The following is a 21,773-nucleotide window of genomic DNA, read 5'->3' as shown; positions in this document are numbered from 1 at the left end:
AATGCCTGCAGAGATCAAGCCGACCATCGGCGTAGTTGTGTTGACCATGGGTAACCGCCCGGTTGAGCTCCGACGCGCCCTGGAATCTTTGCTGGCCCAACGTTCAGTGCAGATTGACGCTGTAGTCGTAGGCAACGGATGGGATCCAACGGATATCCCTGAAGGGATCAAGACTCATTTTCTTCCAGAGAATTTGGGCATTCCGGCCGGCCGCAATGCTGGAGTGAACCAGATAAATGGCGAATACTTGTGCTTCCTCGATGACGATTCATGGTTCATCGATGATGACTTCTTGATTACGGCTGTCGAACGGTTCAAGCATTACCCTCGCATGGGGCTGTTGCAGCCGCGCATCACTGATCCTGAAAACGAAGAACAGAATCCACGACGTTGGATCCCGCGCTTGAAAAAACGAACGGCAGTGGAACCAAGCAAAGTTTTCCACGTGGGGGAAACTTGCCTAGTTACTACCCGTAGAATTTTTGATTCCACGGGTGGCTGGGCGGGGGGATTCTGGTACGCGCATGAAGGCATCGAACTTGCCTGGCGCGTATGGGACACAGGCACTTACGTCTGGTATGCCGGCGACATGCAGATTGGCCATCCGATCGTGGATCCACGACGCCACGACGAGTTCTATCGTTTGAATGCCCGAAACCGGGTGTGGCTGGCTCGCCGTAACTTGCCCGTGCCGCTGCGTTGGATCTATCCAACAACCTGGATGCTCATTGAGTGCTTGCGGCTGCGACACAACAAAAGCGCTGTGTCCCAGTACATAGCCGGATGGCGGGCAGGTTGGACCGGCAGCCCCTGGTACCGTGAACCACGGCCTAAACTTAGATGGAAAACAATAGTTCGCATGACCTTCGCGGGTCGTCTGCCTATTATCTAACGACGAACACAAGTGAGCGCCACTAGCTAAGCAAGCGAAGCTATTACCTTACTTCGAAAGGGACCCATGACTAAAACTGTTTTGACGTACGGAACTTTTGACCTGTTCCATATCGGCCACCTGAATATCCTGAAGCGTCTCAAGGAGAAGGGCGACCGCCTGGTTGTTGGCGTATCCACTGATGAGTTCAACGCCATCAAGGGCAAGAAGCCTGTAGTTCCTTTCGAACAGCGTCTTGAGATCGTCCAAGCCATCAAATACGTAGACCTCGCCATTCCCGAAGAGAACTGGGAACAGAAACGTACTGACATCAAGAAGTACGATGCAAAGGTCTTCGGCATCGGCGAAGACTGGAAGGGCAAGTTTGACGACCTCGGTGATGAAGTCGAAGTTGTCTACCTTCCACGTACCTCAGGTATCTCGACAACCGAAATGAAACGTGTCCTGAGCGAGTTCGATGAGCGACATGTCACGTCGTTAAAGAACACATTGGACACTTTGAGCCAGATCGTGAAGGAACTGAGCTAGTAAACTCGTTTAGTTGTAAGTTGTTGTTTTCGAGATTTGAAAGTACTCATGGCTAGCGAGCACATCACAGACTCCATCAAGTCCAGCGTAAAGGGCGCCCTGCAAAAAGTGGGGCGACGTCCGGAAGCAAAACGGATATCCCGTCTGATGGGGCTAACCGGTCGTCCGTCGGCCAATGTGAATGTTGGTGTATCCAATATTCCGGTACCAGGATCTGTAGCGGTTTACTTCGGAGATGGCGCTGACAAGATCTATCAGGTGACTCAGTGGCTTCCGGTGCTTGAAGAACTGCATGTGAAAGAAGAAGTACTGCTGGTCTTCCGTACTTTGAGTGCTTTCAAAGCGGCGGAGAAATTTACAGACCTGCCAAGGATCTATGTACGCCGATTGACTGATCTCATGGATCTGTATGATGACAATGACCTGAAGCTGGTCATATACACCAACAATTCGCGCACGAATTTCCAGTCCCTGGATCACCCAAGGCTTGTTCACGTGCATGTAAACCATGGTGAGAGCGACAAACTCTCGATGGTTTCGAATAAGGCCAAGGCCTACGACAAGGTTTTTGTCGCAGGCCCTGCAGCCATCAAGCGCCACGAGGCAATGTTGATTGACTTCGAGTTCAACAAATTGGAAGTCACCGGTCGTCCGCAGCTGGATATCAACTTCGAACTCGAATTGGAACCAAGCGAGAAGTTCGATGTCATGTATGCGCCGACGTGGGAAGGGGAAAACGAAGACAACAACTACACCTCGTTGGACAAATATGGTGTTGCCATTGTCGAGTCATTGTTGGAGAACCCTTCTTGGCGCGTCGTCTATAAGCCGCACCCACGAATTCAGGAAAGCAATACTCCTGGCGTTGCTCAGGCACACGCACGCATTCTGGAAATGATCGAAGCTGCCAATGAAGCCGGCGCAGAGCACGTGATATCCGAACAGGGCAATATCTTGGCCATGTTCGAGTCGACCGATGCGCTGATTACCGATGTTTCCAGCGTAGGCCTGGACTACCTGTACCTCCACCCGGGCAATCCGTTAGTCATTTCCGACCGACGTACCAACCGCGAAATTCTTCACCGCGATGCACCAGTTGCGCAGGCCTGCCACGTAGTAGACCAAGATAGCGTGAAGAACGTTGGAGACCTGCTCGCCGATGCACTGACTCGTGACGGACACAAGGATCAGCGCATTGAAATGCGCCAGTTCTACTTTGGCGACCTGAACCGAGGGGATTCAACTAAGCGATTCCAGAACGTCATTCAGAAGCTGATTGTTGAACGTCAAGGAAAGCTGGAGAACTTCCGGGGTTGGCACAGCTAGAGGTCCGCTGACTCCTTGGTCCCAATTCGTACCATACGAATTGGGACCAATTGCTTTAAGCGCCAGATAATGACAACGCTCCAGTCGAAGCAGACTCTATGGCCATTTGCAGGTGTCCGTGGCGGTTTCAAACTGATTTGATCGCCCATGGGCGGTAATCTTAGACTGTGGATCACATGAAATGACGGCCACTGCCGTGTGGTGCTAGCGGCCTATTCATGTTGTACACGCGCGATTTCCAGGCTGTTCCGCTGAACGACTTAAGCGGGGGATAGCAGCTAAAACATTGAAGGACACTATTCGTGGCAGTTGAAATTCGAGCTATGCAAGACTTGGCGCAGTCAGCGATGCAGACTTTGCGTACCCAGCGGTTAAAGCGCAAAAAGTATCGCTACTACAGCGGCTACCAAGAGCTGAACCTTGCAATTCGTGATGAAGTTCTGCATCTGGACGCTAGCGTTGCCCATCCCGTGCAATCCGTTTCGGTATTACACGGTAGCCACATCGTTCTTTCTGTTGCGCCACTTACGTCTGATCTAGTCAAAATCGGTCACGATGAATCCCATCGAATCTATGCTGAGATCTCTCTGGATCCCCTTCTTGATCGGTGGCAAGACTATCGCGAACTCGCTTCCAGCAACGAAGAGCCGGAATCCAGCGTTCCTGATTCGGATGACGCAGATGACAACCAAGTGACTCTGGAAAATGACCTGTACGCCGGTACGGTTCGTCTTGCACTGACCTTCAGCTCCGAATTCGATCAATTGCCTCCGGGAATCGCATGGTTGCAGCTAACTGAAGACGGTGAACTGCTCAGGCGCAAAGAGGTCCGGGAACGGATCGACGCCGGGGAACTAATCCTCAACGGCCCTGTTATCGCCCACCGTATTCTGGGGCGGTTTTCGTCGACTACTTTTAGCCATGACACGGTCTATAATTCAGGCGAACGCAGCGTAGGACTTTATATCAATAAGAAGGCCGAAGTGGCTTTGGCCCTGAACCGTCCTCTACGCTTCAAATATCGAATTCGTACTGACATCACCCGGATCCACGACGGCATGCTGTCGTTGGGCGGAGTTCTGGAAACGCAGAGCGACCGGTTGTCCTCAGTCACTTTGCAACTGGTTGGACGTAAATCGGAATTTGCAGTTGAAGTTCCAGCGGAGCTGGTTTTCGACGAAAAGCATGCAGCAAAGCGCTTTGGACGTGCTATCTACAGCTGGTCAGCAACCCTGGATTTCAAATCTGCTGACTGGGAGGCGATCGATCGTGGCGATAACTACGATCTCTATCTGCTGGCGACTTCGAATTCCAGCGGTGAGCTTGCACGCATTCGAGTGACTCGTACCCCGTTTGCCGTGCGCAGCACGACGCGTGCAGATGCGGTGACAATCGGTGAAAAGACTCTAGCGATTTCTCCATATTTCACCTTCAAAGCAAAATCAACATCGGTGATTTTGGAAGTGTTCGACAAAGAAGCCTTTGCCGTACTTGCTAACGCTAAACAGCGCAGTTTCCCAATCAGCCAGCCATCGGATTCGAAGCCGATTTGGATCGTCGGCGAACTATCCTACAAGGCTCAGGACAACGGGCTGCATCTGTTCAAATACCTGCGTAAAGAACGCCCAGATATTGATGCATACTATGTCATCGATGAGAAAGCTCCCGATTTACGGAATTTCGATTCCATGGATCACGTCGTTTTCCATGGCAGCAAAGAACACTTTGAATTGGCCATTCGTGCGCAACGAGTCATCGGCACGCACCATGCCGATTACTTATACCCAACAAGGCACCATAGCTTCTCGTCGCGTTGCCGCGCTACTCGGGTGTTCTTGCAGCACGGCGTCATGGGAACCAAATGGATGGTTCCCAACTACGGCAAGAATTCACCTGGCTTTGCGACGGACCTTTTCATGGTTTCCTCTGAGCGCGAGAAGCAGTACATCGTTAAGGACTTCCTTTATTCGCCTGAAGAAGTCAAGGTCACCGGGCTATCCCGGTTCGATTCCTTGCTAGCGACGGATTTGAGTGTTAACGAGAACATGCTCCTGATCATCCCAACGTGGCGTGATTGGTTGCAGAATGAGGAAGTTTTCCTTGAATCGGACTACCTCGAGCAATGGAAAAACCTGCTTAATTCGGCGGAACTTGCAGAATTAGTCCAGAGGCATGGCCTGGAAGTTGTTTTCTGCCTCCATCCCAACATGATGCAATTCAGGGATCATTTCGCTGGCGCGCCCGCTCGACTAATTGTCCAAGGTGAAATTGACGTCCAGGAACTAATCAAGACCGCGGCAATCATGGTCACGGATTACTCTTCAGTGAACTTTGACTTCAGCTTCCTGCACAAGCCTGTTCACTACTACCAGTTCGATCGCTCTCGCTTCTTGGGACCGAGCGGATCGCATTTGAACTTGGACGACGAATTGCCAGGCCGCATTGCCTTTGATGCAGAAACATTGCTGCATGATCTTTCGCGTACCCTGCAACGAGGTAAAGCCATGGAAGACAAGTACCGTCAACGTGCTGACGTGTTCATGACCCACCGGGACCAAAACAATTCGCAACGCATAACGGGAGAAATAGAGCGAGCCGAGTTGCGTGGCAAACCCAACGTTGGCTGGCGTGCCGAATTGCCGGTTAAGTTGAAGAACAAGTTCCGAAGGAACAAGCGGTACTTTGACGTCATGCGCAAGCTATACAAGTTGTACAAGCTTGCTCCCATGGAAGAAGACCTCATCGTCTTCGAATCGGGTCTCGGGAATCAGTACGGCGACTCTCCTCGGTATATTTACGAGGAATTGCTGCGACAAGGTGACACACGTCGCAAGGTATGGGTTTACTCGGGAAAGCACCGCTTCTCCGATCCTTTGACGACTACCGTTAAGCGATTGTCCCCAGAATATTTCTGGCATCTCGCACGGGCAAAATACTGGGTGAATAACCAGAGCTTCCCGCACTATGTGAAGCGTCGCGCGAAGGGAGTGTTCCTGCAGACCTGGCACGGAACACCACTCAAGCAGATGGCACTCGATGTTCGCGAAGTTCAAGGCCGCGATGAGGGGTATCTTGAGCGTGTTACACGAGCAACGCGCCAATGGACGCACCTCATTTCGCCTTCTCGCTACACGAGCGAGATCATGCGATCCGCCTATGCATTCTCAGGCGAAGCCGTGGAGCTTGGCTATCCCCGAAACGACATCTTGACCGGTACCGACGTTGCTGAGCAAGAAAAGCGTGTTCGCGATGAGCTTGCGATACCCCCAGGAATCAAGACCGTACTTTACGCGCCGACATTCCGTGACGATGCGGCTTCAAGCCGCGGTAAATTCAGATTCGACTTGCCAATGGATCTGGAGGAGTTCGACCGTCGTTTTGGCGAAGACACCATCTTGATGTTGCGCATGCATGTGCTGGTATCAAATGCCGTGTCGATTCCGGAGAGCCTGCGGCACCGCATTATCGATGTCTCGAGTCATCCAGATATTCAGGAACTATACCTTGCTTCTGATGTATTGATTACTGATTATTCGTCGGTATTCTTCGACTACTCGCTGTTGCGACGACCAATTATCTTCTATGCATACGATCTGGAGAACTACCGGGATAATCTGCGTGGTTTCTATTTGGACTACGAGAGTGCGTTGCCTGGCCCAATTGTTGAAGAAGAGAACGACCTTTGGGATGCACTATCGTCAGCTTTGGCGGGGGCTGATCTGCCAGGGGTGAATCGAGACGAATTCATTCAAAAGTTTGCCCCAAATGATGACGGGCATGCCGCGCGGCGCGTTGTTGAGCGCTTCTTCAAATAAGGAAGACACCGCAGCTTATTGAAATTGCGGTGCCGGGCCTCCTGCAGGCCCGGCACCACTATGCTGCTGAAGCTGGCTAGTGATCAGTGACGCTGTCTTCTTGCACTAGCGCCAGCGTTTCTGCAATGAAACGTTGCATGCTGGCACCGGGGGAAACGTCGCCAAAGTAGTAATTGACCAGACCTCGTAGCTGCGGGTTGTTGCCGGCCAAGGCTTCTCGCGCCAGCCGGCTGATTTCCGTTGCCGCCGCAGCTGTAAGGGCAGGCACCTGTTGCAGCGCTGGAGATTCATCAACGGTAGCCTCGGTCGACACCGGTTGCGTCACGAACATTGGTTTTCCTGTAGCTAAAAAGTCATAAGCAACTGCGGAAATGTCAGTCACGCAAAGGTCGGCAGCTGACCACTGCCAGCCCCAGTGGGCCGAGTCATCGAAAATGAATTGGGCTTTCGAAGTTTCGCTGTGCGCCCTCAGCTGTTTTCGGATTCTTTCTACGCCTTGCCCATAGGGTTTCGCACCCAGTCCAGAACGTGGATGGGGGCGAAAAATAACGTTGAATCCGCCGTCCTTGATCAAGGCGTCAATTAATTGTTCACCATGGGATAGTACGGAGCCATAATTCATGGAAGGCCGGTCGCCTTCCCAGGTTGGGGCATAGAGAAGCGTCGGTAGTTCCTTATTCAGGTCGACAGGCGACGCATAATCCACATCTATTTGCGGACGCCCAATTAACCGGCATCGCAACGAAGCGTCGAAATTGCGCAAGTGATTTACCAGGCGATCTCTAGCTGCTTCACCGGCTGAAAATACATAATCGTAGGCCTTGAGCTGGTTGGACCACATGTAGGCTTTTTCGCTTTCGCCATGGCAGATGAAGACATGATTAGGCGCATTGAACCGCATGATTTGAAAGTTCCGGATATTTTGATTCACGTAGAACACCACACGTAGATCCTGGGATTGCATGAATCGCTCAACATCTACCACGGCGGGGGCGAAGTGAATCGGTAGCGGGCATTCCTTGCGCAGCGACAGCGCAGTATCTGGACTTCGTGCGATGATTACCACCGGCACGAACTCTGCCAAGGCTAAAAGCGGTTCGTACCATTGCCTGATCTGGTAGGCGTTGGCCATCTCATCGGGAAAGTGCAGCGCTACCTTGTACCGGTCAGCGTCCACGGGCAGGTGGCGTAGTTCTGTGGCGTGGTTCTGAATGAACTTCAGGTGTCGCCGTGTCTCAAAGCGCGATTGCACTTTCTTGACGACGCTATTGACGGTTCGTAACACTTTCACGGAGAATCCCTCACCACTTAATTCGAAGCATGACCAAGCATAATTCGCTGGGCAAGCTTTCTTCGGGATGTTTGCTATAAGCCGTTTTGCGTCGCGCTCGTCCCTGGCGTTATTCCGATTCTTCTTCGAAGTCCGCGGCGCGGATTGCAAGGTCGGGAATGTTGGATTAGCAACGCGTGCAAGTAGGGATTGGCAGGTCGTCTACGATATGCTGTGGTGAGTGCAACACCGGCATCGAGCTCTGAAAACTGGTTTCAGTTTGGGAACTTGGCCTACGGCAAGCTAAGATGAAATGTCGGACTATGTTTCTATAGGAGTCATCATTAGCGAAAAGCGTTCTGATCGATCGTCACACGGCGAACTCGATCGCAACTCGCCTCTGGTTTTTTCAACCAGGGAGCTCGGCCGTTCGCCTGGCTCAATGAAAACTCTCAATGAGCAGGTTTCGGCACCCGCAGATGTGGGAAATGCACTTATCGGTATTCGTGGAGGATCTGAGCTTGACTTAGATCTTCGCTTTGAAGCCGTGCATGAAGGAATTCTGGTATCGGGTACCGCTACAGCGCAAATCGCTGGGGAATGTGGACGATGCTTGGAGCCCATCGAGTACGACTTCGAGGCTGATATTCAAGAGCTCTTCTATTATGAAGAGAGCGAAGAATTCGAAGACGATGATGATGTGGATCAGTATTGGGTGGTCGGTGACTTGATTGACATCGATCCGGTAGTACGGAGCGCAGTGGTTACCGCCCTGCCGTTCCAGCCGGTTTGCCGGGAAGATTGCTTGGGGCTCTGCAGTGAATGCGGAATCAGTCTCAACGATGACCCTCAGCATGATCATGAGATCCTGGATCCACGTTGGGCAGCGCTAGCGCAGCTGTCCGATATTGTCGCAGAGGATGCGACAAATGATAAAACGTCAGACAAGAGAGAAGAGAAGTAGTCGTGGCTGTTCCAAAGCGGAAGATGTCCCGTGCGAATACTCGTGCCCGCCGTTCTCAGTGGAAGGCTACCGCACCGAACCTGGTGAAGACCGTTGAAAACGGTCGCGTAACCTACAGCCTGCCTCACCAGGCTAAGGTTGTCACCGACTCGGCTGGTACCGAATTGTTCCTTGAGTACAAGGGTCGCAAGGTCGCAGACGTCTAAGACATGTCTTCAAAAGAAGAACTTATGAAGCGTCTCGGAATCAATATTGATTCCGAGACGTTTCGTCTTGCATTTACCCACCGCTCATATTCCTATGAGAACGGTGGCATTCCAACGAATGAACGCCTTGAATTCTTAGGTGATTCAATTCTTGGCTTCTGCGTTGCAGAATACCTATACGCAACTTTCCCGAATTTGCCAGAAGGCGATCTCGCGAAGCGGCGAGCGGCTATTGTCAGTACCCGCGCCTTGGCGATCATTGCCCGTGATTTGGAAGTGGGGGAGCACCTGCTCCTAGGACGTGGGGAAGCCCAGTCCAACGGAGCCAATAAATCCTCCATTCTGGCAGACACCATGGAAGCAATTCTTGGGGCCACCTACTTGGTTCAAGGCATGGAAGCTGCGCGCTCGTTTGTGCTTCGCTTCGTCACTCCACTGCTGGAAGATCATCGGCTGCTGGGCGCGACGACTGACTGGAAAACTGTAATCCAGGAAGAAGTAGCCTCCCAAAAGCTAGGCGAGATGCACTACCAGGTCACTGGTTCCGGTCCTGACCACGCACGCACTTACCTTGCCGAACTCCGCATCGGAAACGAGGGATACGGCCAGGGGCATGGGCCATCCAAGAAGGAAGCTGAGCAGGAAGCGGCACACAAGACTTGGCTGTTGCTGCATCCAGGTGAGCAGCTACCTAAGGGATAGCGTTTAGTTCATGCCAGAACTGCCAGAAGTTGAAGTGGTCCGAGAAGGACTGGATAAGTGGGTTCGCACTCGAACGGTACTAACCGCTCAAGTGCTGGACCCGCGGTCCGTCCGCCGTCATACCGACGGCGTTGAAGATTTTGAACAGACATTGAGCGGTTGCTCTATCGCTTCCGTGGTTCGCCGGGGCAAGTTCCTCTGGATGGACCTCGAAGGCCTTTCAACTCCGGCAGCATTGGTTGCCCACCTCGGCATGAGCGGCCAACTTCTTGTCGAAGAACCTGATGCTCACGATGAGAAACATCTAAAAGTCAGGCTCTCACTCAGCGAGAGATCCGATTTCCCCAGCGAACTGCGTTTCGTAGACCAGCGAATCTTTGGGGGAATGTTTATCTCCCCACTGGTTGCAACAACCGATGGGTTGCCTGCCGGAGCCGGGTCGCTAAAAGCATCGATCCCACAGGCGGCTGCTCACATTGCCCGAGACGTGATGGATCCTCACCGCAAGACCGAAGACCTGTACGTCGCGCTTCGCAAAAAGACGACAGAACTCAAGAGAGCCATTCTGGACCAGGGGATCATTTCCGGAGTCGGCAACATCTATGCGGATGAAGCACTTTGGCAAGCAGGCCTTTCAGGTTTGCGCAATACTGGCACTATCAGGCGTCCAGAAGTGCAACGCCTCAATGATGCTTTGGTTGATGTGATGACACGCGCCCTCGCCGCTGGTGGTACGAGCTTTGATTCTCTATACGTGAATGTTAACGGCGCTAGCGGTTATTTCTCCAGGTCCTTGAACGCCTACGGGCGCGAAGGCAAAGCCTGTTTGCGTTGCAGAGAAAACGGCCGTGAGTCTCTGATTCGTCGTGATCCCTTCATGGGCCGTTCTTCCTATAGCTGCCCAGTGTGCCAGCCGCGACCACGCCGTGCACCGAGATAAGCTACTTTTCTGAAATTTGGTCGAATACTTGCACAAGGATTTCCTGATAGTACTCCGGCTGATAATGATACGGTGAACTACCCCATTTATGATTTTCATCGGATAGGCTGATATCCAGAGACGGTTTTATTGATCTAAAACCCAATTCTCGAAGGTACGAAAAATATGGTTCGTATAACTTATTCGCGTAATGAGCGGACCAGTTTCTGAATTTAGGAACGTTACTGCCTTGACAAGAATGATCAGTCCAAATGGTCTCAATGTATATGCTATTGCTGAATAGACCACATTCTACGAGAATATCTTTGAGGGTAAGTACTCCTTGTTTCCAAAGCTCAAAGTGTTGGCTGGTGCCAAAATGAATCTTAGCCTTGGCATACGGAAAATCATCTAAAAGACTTGATTTGGATAGTTCCGCGGAGTTCGTGATGTATCGCCCGCCCTGGAGTCGATAAACTCCTAGTCGTTCACTTAAGATGTCAAATAGGAATACTTCGACTTCATTCGATTTTTCACGCAAAGTAGAGAAGAGCGAGGACTTAATGTCTCCGACTACCATCCGGGAATTAAAGTTTGTCGATGAATTTGCTGTGTTAATTCGTGTCTCGGGTAGCGAGTTGGCGCTAATAAGCGACTGGCGAGCGATGTAACCCGTTAAATAATGTTCATCCTTGACCAGTTCATAGGCATCCCTAGAAACGCAGCCACCGTATATGAAGAAATTTACCATTGTTCCTGCGAAATAAATATTAGTAGTTATGAGAGAAAAGATTATCGGATACTGAAGATCTTAACCTAGTAAGACTATTCTTAATTACCCGAAACTGAGCCAAGACATGATCCCACCCAAACTGTAAAGATCACGGAGTTGCTTCTTGTTTAGTGAACTTGCAGTTGATAATTTACGAATGTATTCGATATCGACAGTTCCCTGTAAAGCAGTACCATTCGTTTGTTCGAGAGCGCTAGATAACAGTTCTTGTCCAGTCTCCTTGTAAACTACCTGCCAAAAATTAACTCCCAATCCGTTGGCTTCCTCCACCTTAGCTTTGCGTTGCGCGGCATTAAGTTTGGGTTCGGTGGCATTTAGGCGTCGAAGAACGGATAGGAAAGTGCTATCAGCTTCACATTCAGGTGTGAGCCCTTTTACAAAATTAATTTTCTCGTTATTCTTTGGCCATGAACGTAATTCTCGTCGATTTCTTAGTTGTAATAGGTCTTGGCTGAACCTGTCGTAATCGAAGGGCCATGATAATAGATCAGGTTTCAGCGAGTCTAGTAAATCATGGCCAATGAGATTTGCCGATCTGACATGTTGCGTAGATCTTCTGGCTAATTCGAAACCAGCAACAGAATACAACGGGTCAAATCTAGAGCCAACACGACTCCATAATAAAGACGTCTGACCGATATGGTAGCGATTCCGATTATGCGTATAAAACGCATCGCCTATGAAACTGGCATCCTGATAAAGATGGGACAAGTGATCGAATTTTTTTGTTAGTAATGATGAAACGTTCGCGATTGCTTCTGGCGAAAAATAGGTGCTCTTGGTATTTGCTGTGGGCAGATAGCTTGATATAAGGAGGCTGCTATCAAGTCGACCAAGTGAGTCGGTAATTTTTCTGTTTCCAAAGAATGTTCGAAGCACTTCTCCGTAGCCGCCGCCCATTGCGCTAACTGGTACAGAGATTTCTCGACCGAACGGGCCCGTATTAGTTATTCCACCACTCGCAAAGAGTGCGCCCATTAGTCGTTCTGACATGTTCGTCGTTGGTGCAGTCGTGAGCCCTGCCCCGTCTACTCGTTGTAGGCCGTATTGTCTCGTCAGGCCATCGGCGATTATTCGATCGGTGGAACCTTCAGGGCCGGAACAGAATATATTGACTCGATCTCGCAGTTCTAGGTTCAATACTGCGGAGAGAACTAGGCGTGAGTCAAAACCGCCTGTCAAGTGTGCGGTGATTTGCTGAGAATTCGTCTCTGCTATTGCTTGGACAGCGCCTTGGACGTCAGATCGAAGAATTGTAAACAAATCATAGAGCGATGCAGAGTCAAGGCTCTCGCGAATCTTGTAATTCTTTGTAAAGATTTGATTTCCGTACAATACGAAATACTGAAAAGGCTCAAGTGAATGTACACCCTTGTAACTTGCAGGTGTGAGCCCTCCGTTGCCAAGCATGAGACGCTCTACCTGAAACAATGGATCCTTTTCCAAGATGATTCCATGTGTCTCGGCTGCATGTACAAGTTCTACGATGCTGGTAGAAACGAATGCTTTGCCCTGCTTATTGAGAGAGAACGCAAGTGCACCGCCCAGTGGGTCAGGCAGACAAGCGCTCCATGAATCTACTGAATCTTCAATGAATAGTGCACCAGGGTTTCGTTCACCTTTCGACCACCAATCAGCAAGTTCTTCAATACTCCACCGTTCCGCTGCTTGTGGTAGTGACGAATCGAGATCCGCAGTTCGCTGAATGCATGTTCCGTTTAGAATTACGCTTCCATCGAGCCAGAATCGTCGTGAACCACGAATAACGGGATCTTCATTCCGTTTCACAACTGTGTTTATTGGCGCCGAACTGATTGAGGTATGCGGTAACCCCGTAATCACCGGAGCATAGGTCTTAGTAGAAGCCATACGTCTAACCTTACTATGTGATGTTTGTTCAAGTCTCGGTGGGCAGTCCCCGTGACTACGAGCAACCTGAACCCAAGATGATAATCACGAATGAACGGTGACTAGAACTGGAAGTACGGGTGCCTCAACTGGCAAAATTTGATAGCCCTGCGTTCCAATTCGGAGCATGGTTAACGAGTGACTTAAGAGGTTCCATGTATTCGTTCGCAGGAGGGACTATGTGCCCCTTTCCCCAATTCTGGATCTTAAAATGAATATTTGATTGCTCACGCGTAGCAGCCTCAAAGCGCGAGAAATGATTCTCGTAATACAGTCTGTCACCAGTATTTTGTATGTATGCCACGGTATTTTCTCTTCCTTTGGCGTACCACTTTGACATGCTTGTTGGAATTTTTGCGGCAATCATTTGTGGGTTCCATCCCGGATACGCTTTTCGGGAGTAGTCGTCAAAGCGATCAGGTTTTCCGAGAAGTTCAATGCGAGGATTCATCACTAATGCAACTGACTCTGGAAAGTAGGTACTGTAATGAAGAGCCGCATATCCGCCAGCGGAGGAACCAAAAAAAATAAGATGTTTTTCTTGCCCGGGACGTTGTGTCAGGGCGATGATTGACGGGATGAACTTACCAGACGGAACTCGTTTGGTGCTTTGGTGCCAAAAAGTGAGTAGTTTTTCTGCTCCGCCACAAGCGGAGTCGGCGAAGGCGAGTAAGTTGACACCGAGCTTCTCAGCGAAACGCGATCCGGTAAAAATAGGATACTCAACGGTTTTAGGTCCAGTTGCCGCATGGAATGTGACAAGGGTCACCGGAGAATTTCGGTCTTCGAAATAGAAATCGAAATATCGTCCGTTGGATTTGATAATGGTAAGCCCTTCAGAAAGACCTGCACGAAGTGCGCTATCAAAGTCGTCAAATATGCGTCTACCGCGGGAAGAGTGCTTCTTAATGTTCCTGGTACGATTCAGCATATCGAGGACCTTATCTGGGGCTGGATAGTTATTTTGACGGTCGATGGCTTCGTGTTATCGCAACGAAATCTCATTTGACCCATTGCGGGTAAACGAGGAGCGCGCATTTTGTTTCGTGACTCCGGCTTTAGGGTAGGAGTGTCCCGCTCTTCTTCATATCGAAAACATGGGCAATTTTCGAGGGATGAACCTAGGTCGGACAGTGCGAGCTGCTTAGCGGGAAGCATTGTCAGTCTCACTGGCTTCCGTTTTTTGATGAAGTCAATTTGAGTTTGCTTCTTAGAATTTTAAATCTTTGGCATTCATCGAGAGGTCCATTAATTGTTCCAAGAGGCTACCGATTAGGGTGGACGGTGGTGGTGCGTGCCCTTCGGCGAATTCCCTGACGAAGACGATGTGATTATCGTCCAGCGAATTGATCCCTTCTTGTAGTTCTTTTTGCGTCGTCATTGACCAGAGGGGCTTGAGGTGTTTGCTCCGATGCCAATCAGCACTGTTCTGAAGGTAAATAACACGTCGGGGCGCGGTAAGAGTCTGGCTTCGCAAAACGTGGGTGTGTACTTTGGAATCGGTTCTGCTCTTACAAAATTGTTTCCAATCGGGTGAGCCTAAAGTCGCAAAGGCGAAATTAAACCGACTTCTCAAGTATGCTTTTACGAAGCGTTCTGCGTATTCATATATATCCGTTTGTGGATTCCAAACCAGCGCGGTCGAGTCTCCTTTGAACCTTGAAGCGATATTTAGCGCAGCAAATCCACCTCCTGATCCACCTATGAAAATCAACTCGCGTTTAAGGCTCTCCTGAAGGACAGTTAAAGTCGCGAGTAGATTAGCTGTGAAGTTGTCGGTTGGACCACCTGTGTACCAAGCTAGGCTTAAGGAAGCGTCATCATCGAGGCTTGGGTCCGCGACGGCGATTAGTGGAAGTTTTTTATTGTTCGTCAGTCCCAGTCCGGAAAAGAATGGCCCTTTCTTATCTCCTCGTGAAGAGATGGCACCTGTGAAGAACACTGGTTGTGCTTTAAAATCTGACGCATTAATATATTCATTTACATAAATGTCAATTGGGGATTCATCTTTACCAAATTGAATGGTGTGGATCCCCGGTAGCATAATCCAGCGATTTTTAAAATCTGACAAGTTGTCCCATACGTAGTGCAGAACTTGCCACTGCCTGTAGTTTTTATCAGTCATTGAAATCCTCGTTAGTTCTGGATGATAGGTGTTGAAAGGAGTGAGCTGTAATAGTGATTATGCTTAGAATAGCTGTGATTCACACTGTTTCTATATCTGTTGATCAGTCTAGCTGTTTTGATCGAAGATCAAACTAAAGGATCGTAGGCAGACTGACTCGGAATAACTAGTTATTCCGAGTAATTTTCGTGGCGACTAGAACTTGGTCATTGAACGGGGCCCAAGTGTCAACAGCCCACTGGCCAAAGCTTTTATCGGTGAGCGTCACACAGGCCAGACGATGTTTAGGGTCCACCCAGAGGAACGTACCAGACTGCCCAAAGTGTCCATAGGTGGACGCTGGATGGCTTGCGCCTGTCCAGTGCGGCGCTTTGGACGATCGGATCTCAAACCCGAGTCCCCAGTCATTCGGGTTCTGCCGGCCATAGCCGGGCAGAATTCCAGCGAGGTTCTCGAAATGCACACGCGTTGCCTCGCTCAATGTTTCTTGCGCCACGATAGTTGGGGTCAAAAGTTCGGCAGCGAATTTTGCCAGGTCGGCAGCGGTGGATCGGCCATCCTTTGCGCAGCTGCCGGCAATTTCTGTATCAGCCATCCCCAGGGGAGCGAAGACCGCTTCCTGGGCATACTGGGCCATGCTGATTCTGGTCTGTTGTTCCAGATGCTCTGCGAGCTTTTCAAAGCCGTAATTCGAGTATCCGCGTTTAGTCCCTACGGCAAAGCGGATGGTTCCGGAATCAAAGTCATACCCGGCTGTGTGCGCCAATAGGTGGTGCACGGTTGAACCCTCTGGCCCTGCAGGGTCTTCGAGGGTGATGGCTTCTTCTTCCAGAGCAACCAAGAACGTGTAGGCACTGAGCAACTTGGTCACCGAAGCCAAGGGGTAAACACGGGCAGTATCACCGTGCTGGTCAACGATTGCACCATTGCCGTTCACCACCACGGATACCGCGTTGTCACTTGGCCACTGGTCAATCTGCGTCAGAATGCTCATAGAATGATCTATCCCTCGATTTTCTTCCTCGGATTTTGCGAGCACAACCAGATAATCCCCAGTGCGCTTCGCTAGAATTGCGACAAGGATTGGGTTTGATTGCCCAACCCAACTTTAGCGATTTCGCCCAAACATAGGAACTTCACGCCGTGCATCTCAAGACTCTCACCGTTCGCGGATTCAAGTCTTTCGCATCGGCGACCACTTTTGAGTTTGAACCGGGCGTCACGGCTGTTGTAGGACCTAACGGTTCCGGCAAGTCCAACGTGGTTGACGCGCTGTCCTGGGTCATGGGTGAACAGGGTGCCAAGACGCTTCGCGGCGGCAAGATGGAAGACGTGATCTTTGCTGGCACTTCTGGCCGCCCACCACTGGGCCGTGCCCATGTGTCCCTGACAATCGATAACTCTGATGGCCAGCTGCCTATCGACTATGCAGAAGTCACTATCTCCCGCACGCTGTTCCGTACTGGTGGATCCGAATACGCCATTAATGGAAGTTCTTGCCGTCTTCTGGACATTCAAGAGCTGCTTTCGGATTCCGGTCTGGGTCGAGAAATGCATGTGATTGTCGGTCAGGGACAGCTGGACCGCATCTTGCACGCTACCGCTGAAGATCGGCGTGGTTTCATCGAGGAAGCGGCCGGCGTGCTCAAGCACCGACGGCGCAAGGAGAAAACCCTGCGCAAGCTGCAAGCGATGCAGGGAAATCTGGATCGTCTTGAGGATTTGAGCGCCGAGGTTCGCCGCCAATTGGCTCCGTTGGGACGGCAAGCGAAAATCGCTCGCCGTGCGCAGACGGTGCAGCTTGATGTCAGGGATGCAAAGTCCCGTCTGCTGGCAGATGATTTGGTCACACTGAACAACAAGCTGGCCCAGGATATTGATGACGAATCCAAAATCCAAGCTCAGCAAGAAGACGCTGCGGCACGCCTGGAACGCATCAAGAAGCACATCGCTGAACTGACTGCCCAGATGGAAACCATTACCCCGCGACTGGTTCAGATCCAGGAAACGTGGGTTTCGTTGAGCACGCAGGCAGAGCGTTATCGATCGCTGGCCGCGTTGGCTCGTGAACGCGGGAAATTGCTGGAAAGCAATGAAACCCATTTCGATTCCAGCCGTGATCCTGAGCGTTTGGAAGCTCAAGCTGAGCGAATGAGCGAAGAACTTGAGGAACTTGAAGAAGCTCTTGAAGACCGCCACGAGATTCTTGCTGAAGCTGTAGAGGCTAAAGAGCAGGCCGAGGAAGCATCACGCGCCGAACAGCAGCGGATGGCTGCCATGCTCCGTGCCGCGGCGGACCGTCGAGAAGGCATGTCACGGCTCGCCTCGCAGGTGGCTTCCGCACGCAGCCGTGTCGACGTGACCCGGGCCGAAATATCCCGCCTCCAGGAAAGCGTCCAGTCCTTCGACTCGGACCTTGAACTGGATTTGCGCTCTCACGCAGAAGTTGCCAGTGATCTTGAAAAACAATTGGCGGGCGAAGCCCAACTGAATATCGATTTTGAGAGTGCTGATCGGGAACACGCAGCATTGTCAGAAGAGCACAATGCCGATAGTCAGCGTGAACGCGAGCTATCGGTGCGTGTTTCCGGATTGCGTGCTCGCCTTGAAGCCCTGAAGTTGAACTCCAAACCAGATGATCAGTCATCACAGCTTCTTGGATCAACATCCGGACTGCTCCTCGGCCGTTTGGGGGAGCTGATTACGGTTAATCCGGGATATGAACAGGCCATCGCCGCGATTTTGCGTGACAGTGCAGAAGCTTTGGTAGCCAAGAACCTTGGTGATGCGTTGGAGCTCATCGAAGCCCTGCAACAGCAGCAGGCCAGCCAAGTATTCCTGCACGCCGAAGTTCTGCCAAGTGGTGCAAAGGCTACTGCAATGCCTAATGCCGTCAGTGCTCGTGAAGTTGTAGCTGCCGATGGCCCACTGGATAGCTTGCTTGATCAGCTTCTTGTTGGCCATTACATCATTGAGGAAATGAGCCAAGCTCCTGCGGCCTTGGTGCAGAACCCATCTGCGTTGCTCACCACCTTGGATGGCATCACTGTTTCGGCAGTTCGCAGTTCCGTGGGGGACTCAGCAGGCGCTTCCCTGATCGCGCAGCAGGCCTTAGTGGAACAGACGGAAACTGAACTCTCCCAGTGCCAGGAAGAACTTTCCACAGTCGAGCACAGATTGGCTCAGCGGGGACCAGAGCTTTCCATCGCTCAGCAACAACGCGATGAGGCCCTGTCGGCGCTGGCTGAATCTGATGCCGCCATTGATGAATTATCCTCGTATTTGGCACGTCTTGGACAGAAACTTCGCAGCGCGCGATCGGACAAAGCCAAGCTGGAAGAAAAGCTCGAAGCAACGCTGGAGAAGCTGGAAATCGAGCAGGAATCTCTGGAAGAGATTACCGAGCGCATGGAGCTAGCTTCAACGGATCAAGATGAAGAAACCGTTGATGACGCGGCACGAGCGGCTCTTGCAGATGCTGCAGCCGCGGCACGACAGCAGGAATTAGAAGCCCGGCTTGCCTTGCGCAGTAGTGAAGAGCGCGTTTCTGCGTTGCGTTCGCGCGTTGAGGGTCTGCGCCGCACTGCGGCAGCTGAGCGCAATCACCGTGAAGTTGCAGCTCGTCGAGCGGAGCAGCGCAAGGCGCAAGCAGCCAATGCGATCCGTATTGAGCAAGCTGCTGAGCGCGTCCTGCGTTTCATTGAAGTATCGGTATCGATGGCTGGCCAAGAACGCGAAGAGCTGGCTGGAAAGAAATCCGAACTGGAATCCATGCTGGGCAGCCAACGCAAGGAAGCGGAGCAGCTCTCCGCCGAGCTGGCCCGTCTTGCTGATGCTGTGCATCGTGATGAGATGGCCCGTGCGGAACTGCGGATGCGCATTGAGAATCTTGAGACCAAGGCCCTGGAAGAACTCGGATACACCCCTGATCACCTCATCGCCAACTACGGTCCAGACCAGCTGATTCCGGAGGCCCTCGACGAAGATGACAAGTGGGGCGCGCTGCGGCAAAACGTTGATGAAGAAGGCAATCCTGTCGGCACCCGGGCATATGATCGCGTCGAGCAGGAAAAGCGGCTGAAGAAGTCCGAACGCGACCTGGCGGCCTTGGGCAAAGTCAATCCGTTGGCACTTGAAGAGTTCGCTGCCTTGGAGGAACGCCATAAGTTCCTCTCCGGCCAGCTCGAGGATTTGAAGAAGTCCAGAGGGGATTTGCAGCAGATCATTGCCGACGTTGATTCCCACGTCGAGCGGGTGTTCACCGAAGCCTACAACGACACCGCCGTTCAGTTCAGGCGGATCTTCGATCGCCTCTTCCCAGGCGGCGAGGGCCAGCTGGTGCTCACCGATCCCGAGAATATGCTCACCACAGGCATCGAGGTGGAAGCGCGTCCGGCCGGCAAGAAGATCAAGCGGCTCTCGCTGCTCTCCGGTGGAGAGCGTTCGCTGACTGCTGTCGCGTTGCTGGTCGCCATCTTCAAGGCTCGCCCGTCGCCGTTCTACGTGATGGACGAGGTGGAGGCGGCCTTGGACGATATGAATTTGGGACGCCTGATCACGATCTTCGAAGAGCTGCGCGAGTCATCGCAGCTGATTGTGATTACCCACCAGAAGAAGACCATGGAAGTAGCTGATGCTCTGTACGGCGTCACTATGCGCGGAGACGGGGTTTCTACAGTGATTAGCCAGAAAATGGAACGAGCTGTGACGACGTAGCTATTGCGGTAAAGTAGGGATTTGCAGGGGCGAACTTGCATGCTCCGTAATTCACTGTCTCTACTGAGGATGACATGGCATTTTTCCGTAAACGTATCAATGATAACCCTGCTGTTTCGAAGAGTCCGGCACATCGGGAAACAGGGGAGGAGGATGTCCTCCCGAGCGGGTCGATGCTCCAGGGATCTTCTCCATTGGTGAGTGTGGTTATTCCCGTTTATAACGCCATGCCGTTCCTTACGGAACTGCTTAATTCTCTGGAAGCCCAGGACCTGGAACCAGAAGAATTTGAAGTCATTGCAGTGGATGATGGCTCGACGGATTTTGGCGGAGAGATTTTGGATGTCTATGCGAAGCGAAATTCGAACTTCATCGCCTTGCATCAAGAGAACAGTGGTTGGCCGGGCAAGCCGCGCAATGTAGGCATTGAAAATGCGCGTGGAGAATATGTTTTCTTCATCGACAGTGATGACCGGCTCGGTCCCCAAGCGCTCAGGCGCATGACTTCATTTGCGCTGGAGCATGACGTGGATGTCCTCGTTCCGAAAATGGTCGGTTTGGACGGCCGGAGAGTTCAAGCGAAGCTGTTTGAAAAAACAATTCTCGATGTGGACTACGACTTCATTCTGCGGACCCTTTCGCCGCAAAAGATGATCCGGCGACGGCTTCTCAATTCGCATGGCATCCGCTTTGTCGAAGAAAAAGTCAGGCTTGAAGATGGCATCGCCATGGTCGAAGCCTATTCCGCTGCTCAGCGAATCAGCATCCTGGGCGATTACAACTACTACGAGATCCGGCTAAGGTCGGACGGCCAAAATATTAGTACGCAGCAAATCGATCCTGCCGGTTACGTAGGTTCTTTGACCAAGATCGCGGAAACTATCGCGACGTACACTGGGCCGGATCTGGAAGTGGCCAGGAAGCGCATTGCCGGATTGTTCGTTCGCAAGGGTTTGCGTTTCTATGACGGACAACGTTTCCTGCGTTATACCGCCGAACAGCGCGCAGCATGGGTGTCGAGCCACAAGAGCTTCTTGGAAACCTTCCATCTGGATAATTCTGCAGCGCTCTTCAAGCCGCAAGAGGCAAAGCTGGTCGACGCCATCCTCGCCGGCGACTTGGAATACCTGGAGCAGCTTGCCCAGAATAAAATGGAAGCTGAGAAAGCGCCTGCAGTTGTTTCGGTCGAGAATACTGCTGAACGCATCTGTCTGGTCGTCGATTTTCCAGTCTCGGGACCGTCGCCAATCGGCATTCATATAAGGGATCGAGACACCGAAACCGTGGCAAGAGGCGAGCTTGCAGTTGACGAAAGCGGATCGCGGCTCACTGCATCTTTCCCGCGTGCCGCCGTGCTTGAATCGATTTCTCGCTTGGGCAACATCTTCATCGAGTATCAGGGCGTTCCTGCAAAGCGGATCAGGATGGGGAAAAGCGTTGCGAGCCAGGAATTCTCGGGTTTGCTGGTCTACGCAACAGCCAATGGGTATATGAGCATAGATGCTCGCCAAGCTAAGTAGCACCGCGCTATAGGGAGCCGGGGTACCAGCCTTTCCCGGGACAGGCTCCCTCCTGCAGAACACAGAGAGGCTCGTAGTTGCCCCAAACA

16 protein-coding genes are annotated in these 21,773 nt (G+C 51.6%); 10 read left to right on the top strand and 6 right to left on the bottom strand.

What is annotated here, in order from left to right; all coding sequences use genetic code 11:
* Window position 1 precedes the first annotated feature (1 nt).
* The 4 genes from ACIOTN_RS05945 to ACIOTN_RS05930 all read left to right on the top strand — a co-directional run bounded on the left by ACIOTN_RS05945 (window position 2) and on the right by ACIOTN_RS05930 (window position 6,561).
* Entirely contained in the window at window positions 2-892 is an 891-nt protein-coding gene (locus ACIOTN_RS05945; RefSeq protein ID WP_402734912.1) for a glycosyltransferase family 2 protein, read from the top strand.
* A gap of 66 nt (window positions 893-958) precedes the next feature.
* Complete coding sequence (locus tag ACIOTN_RS05940) at window positions 959-1,420, top strand: adenylyltransferase/cytidyltransferase family protein (RefSeq protein WP_105659212.1); 462 nt, start codon at window positions 959-961, stop codon at window positions 1,418-1,420.
* A 48-nt stretch (window positions 1,421-1,468) separates the two neighbouring features.
* Complete coding sequence (locus ACIOTN_RS05935) at window positions 1,469-2,746, top strand: CDP-glycerol glycerophosphotransferase family protein (protein WP_133833484.1); 1,278 nt, start codon at window positions 1,469-1,471, stop codon at window positions 2,744-2,746.
* A gap of 302 nt (window positions 2,747-3,048) precedes the next feature.
* A complete protein-coding gene (locus tag ACIOTN_RS05930; protein ID WP_402734911.1) occupies window positions 3,049-6,561 on the top strand; it encodes a CDP-glycerol glycerophosphotransferase family protein in 3,513 nt (1,170 codons plus the stop codon).
* A 76-nt stretch (window positions 6,562-6,637) separates the two neighbouring features.
* Here ACIOTN_RS05930 and ACIOTN_RS05925 read toward each other — a convergent pair whose 3' ends face one another.
* Complete coding sequence (locus ACIOTN_RS05925) at window positions 6,638-7,852, bottom strand: CDP-glycerol glycerophosphotransferase family protein (RefSeq protein ID WP_133833482.1); 1,215 nt, start codon at window positions 7,850-7,852, stop codon at window positions 6,638-6,640.
* A gap of 379 nt (window positions 7,853-8,231) precedes the next feature.
* On the opposite strand from ACIOTN_RS05925, the gene ACIOTN_RS05920 reads away from it, so the two are divergent.
* From ACIOTN_RS05920 to mutM, 4 genes are read left to right on the top strand one after another with little or no spacing between them, the layout of a single operon-like run.
* Window positions 8,232-8,795 (top strand): DUF177 domain-containing protein, encoded by a 564-nt coding sequence (locus tag ACIOTN_RS05920; RefSeq protein ID WP_105659218.1) that lies wholly within the window; start codon window positions 8,232-8,234, stop codon window positions 8,793-8,795.
* Window positions 8,796-8,797: 2 nt separating this feature from the next.
* Window positions 8,798-9,001, top strand: coding sequence for a 50S ribosomal protein L32 (gene rpmF / locus ACIOTN_RS05915; protein WP_013348816.1), 204 nt, complete (start codon window positions 8,798-8,800; stop codon window positions 8,999-9,001).
* A 3-nt stretch (window positions 9,002-9,004) separates the two neighbouring features.
* On the top strand, window positions 9,005-9,703 hold the full coding sequence (gene rnc, locus ACIOTN_RS05910) for a ribonuclease III (RefSeq protein WP_105659217.1): 699 nt from the start codon (window positions 9,005-9,007) through the stop codon (window positions 9,701-9,703).
* A gap of 10 nt (window positions 9,704-9,713) precedes the next feature.
* A complete protein-coding gene (gene mutM, locus ACIOTN_RS05905) occupies window positions 9,714-10,643 on the top strand; it encodes a bifunctional DNA-formamidopyrimidine glycosylase/DNA-(apurinic or apyrimidinic site) lyase (protein ID WP_133833481.1) in 930 nt (309 codons plus the stop codon).
* Window position 10,644: 1 nt separating this feature from the next.
* Here the strand turns inward: mutM and ACIOTN_RS05900 are convergent, their stop codons facing one another.
* From ACIOTN_RS05900 to ACIOTN_RS05880, 5 genes are all read right to left on the bottom strand, one after another.
* Window positions 10,645-11,373 (bottom strand): DUF6270 domain-containing protein, encoded by a 729-nt coding sequence (locus tag ACIOTN_RS05900; protein WP_133833480.1) that lies wholly within the window; start codon window positions 11,371-11,373, stop codon window positions 10,645-10,647.
* Window positions 11,374-11,457: 84 nt separating this feature from the next.
* Window positions 11,458-13,284: a hypothetical protein gene (locus ACIOTN_RS05895; RefSeq protein ID WP_402734910.1), complete on the bottom strand. Its 1,827-nt coding sequence runs from the start codon at window positions 13,282-13,284 to the stop codon at window positions 11,458-11,460.
* 124 nt (window positions 13,285-13,408) lie between these two features.
* Window positions 13,409-14,254 (bottom strand): hypothetical protein, encoded by an 846-nt coding sequence (locus ACIOTN_RS05890; protein WP_133833478.1) that lies wholly within the window; start codon window positions 14,252-14,254, stop codon window positions 13,409-13,411.
* A gap of 279 nt (window positions 14,255-14,533) precedes the next feature.
* Complete coding sequence (locus ACIOTN_RS05885; RefSeq protein WP_133833477.1) at window positions 14,534-15,448, bottom strand: hypothetical protein; 915 nt, start codon at window positions 15,446-15,448, stop codon at window positions 14,534-14,536.
* Window positions 15,449-15,614: 166 nt separating this feature from the next.
* Window positions 15,615-16,487: a serine hydrolase gene (locus tag ACIOTN_RS05880; RefSeq protein WP_286172112.1), complete on the bottom strand. Its 873-nt coding sequence runs from the start codon at window positions 16,485-16,487 to the stop codon at window positions 15,615-15,617.
* Between the two features lie 104 nt (window positions 16,488-16,591).
* Here ACIOTN_RS05880 and smc point away from each other — a divergent pair, with 104 nt between their 5' ends.
* Both smc and ACIOTN_RS05870 read left to right on the top strand, forming a co-directional pair.
* Window positions 16,592-20,164: a chromosome segregation protein SMC gene (gene smc, locus ACIOTN_RS05875; protein WP_133833476.1), complete on the top strand. Its 3,573-nt coding sequence runs from the start codon at window positions 16,592-16,594 to the stop codon at window positions 20,162-20,164.
* Between the two features lie 74 nt (window positions 20,165-20,238).
* On the top strand, window positions 20,239-21,684 hold the full coding sequence (locus ACIOTN_RS05870; protein WP_133833475.1) for a glycosyltransferase: 1,446 nt from the start codon (window positions 20,239-20,241) through the stop codon (window positions 21,682-21,684).
* Window positions 21,685-21,773: the final 89 nt, after the last annotated feature.

Source organism: Glutamicibacter sp. NPDC087661, from assembly GCF_044743275.1.
Lineage (GTDB): Bacteria > Actinomycetota > Actinomycetes > Actinomycetales > Micrococcaceae > Glutamicibacter.
Note: the sequence above shows the minus strand (reverse complement) of the source record. Positions and strands in the feature narration are given on the sequence as shown.

Bases quoted from the DNA above. Each gene is read 5' to 3' on its own strand.
- ACIOTN_RS05945 (WP_402734912.1), top strand. From the start codon at position 2: ATGCCTGCAGAGATCAAGCCGACCATCGGCGTAGTTGTGTTGACCATG.
- ACIOTN_RS05940 (WP_105659212.1), top strand. From the start codon at position 959: ATGACTAAAACTGTTTTGACGTACGGAACTTTTGACCTGTTCCATATC.
- ACIOTN_RS05935 (WP_133833484.1), top strand. From the start codon at position 1,469: ATGGCTAGCGAGCACATCACAGACTCCATCAAGTCCAGCGTAAAGGGC.
- rnc (WP_105659217.1), top strand. From the start codon at position 9,005: ATGTCTTCAAAAGAAGAACTTATGAAGCGTCTCGGAATCAATATTGAT.
- mutM (WP_133833481.1), top strand. From the start codon at position 9,714: ATGCCAGAACTGCCAGAAGTTGAAGTGGTCCGAGAAGGACTGGATAAG.
- ACIOTN_RS05900 (WP_133833480.1), bottom strand. From the start codon at position 11,373: ATGGTAAATTTCTTCATATACGGTGGCTGCGTTTCTAGGGATGCCTAT.
- ACIOTN_RS05895 (WP_402734910.1), bottom strand. From the start codon at position 13,284: ATGGCTTCTACTAAGACCTATGCTCCGGTGATTACGGGGTTACCGCAT.
- ACIOTN_RS05890 (WP_133833478.1), bottom strand. From the start codon at position 14,254: ATGCTGAATCGTACCAGGAACATTAAGAAGCACTCTTCCCGCGGTAGA.
- ACIOTN_RS05885 (WP_133833477.1), bottom strand. From the start codon at position 15,448: ATGACTGATAAAAACTACAGGCAGTGGCAAGTTCTGCACTACGTATGG.
- ACIOTN_RS05870 (WP_133833475.1), top strand. From the start codon at position 20,239: ATGGCATTTTTCCGTAAACGTATCAATGATAACCCTGCTGTTTCGAAG.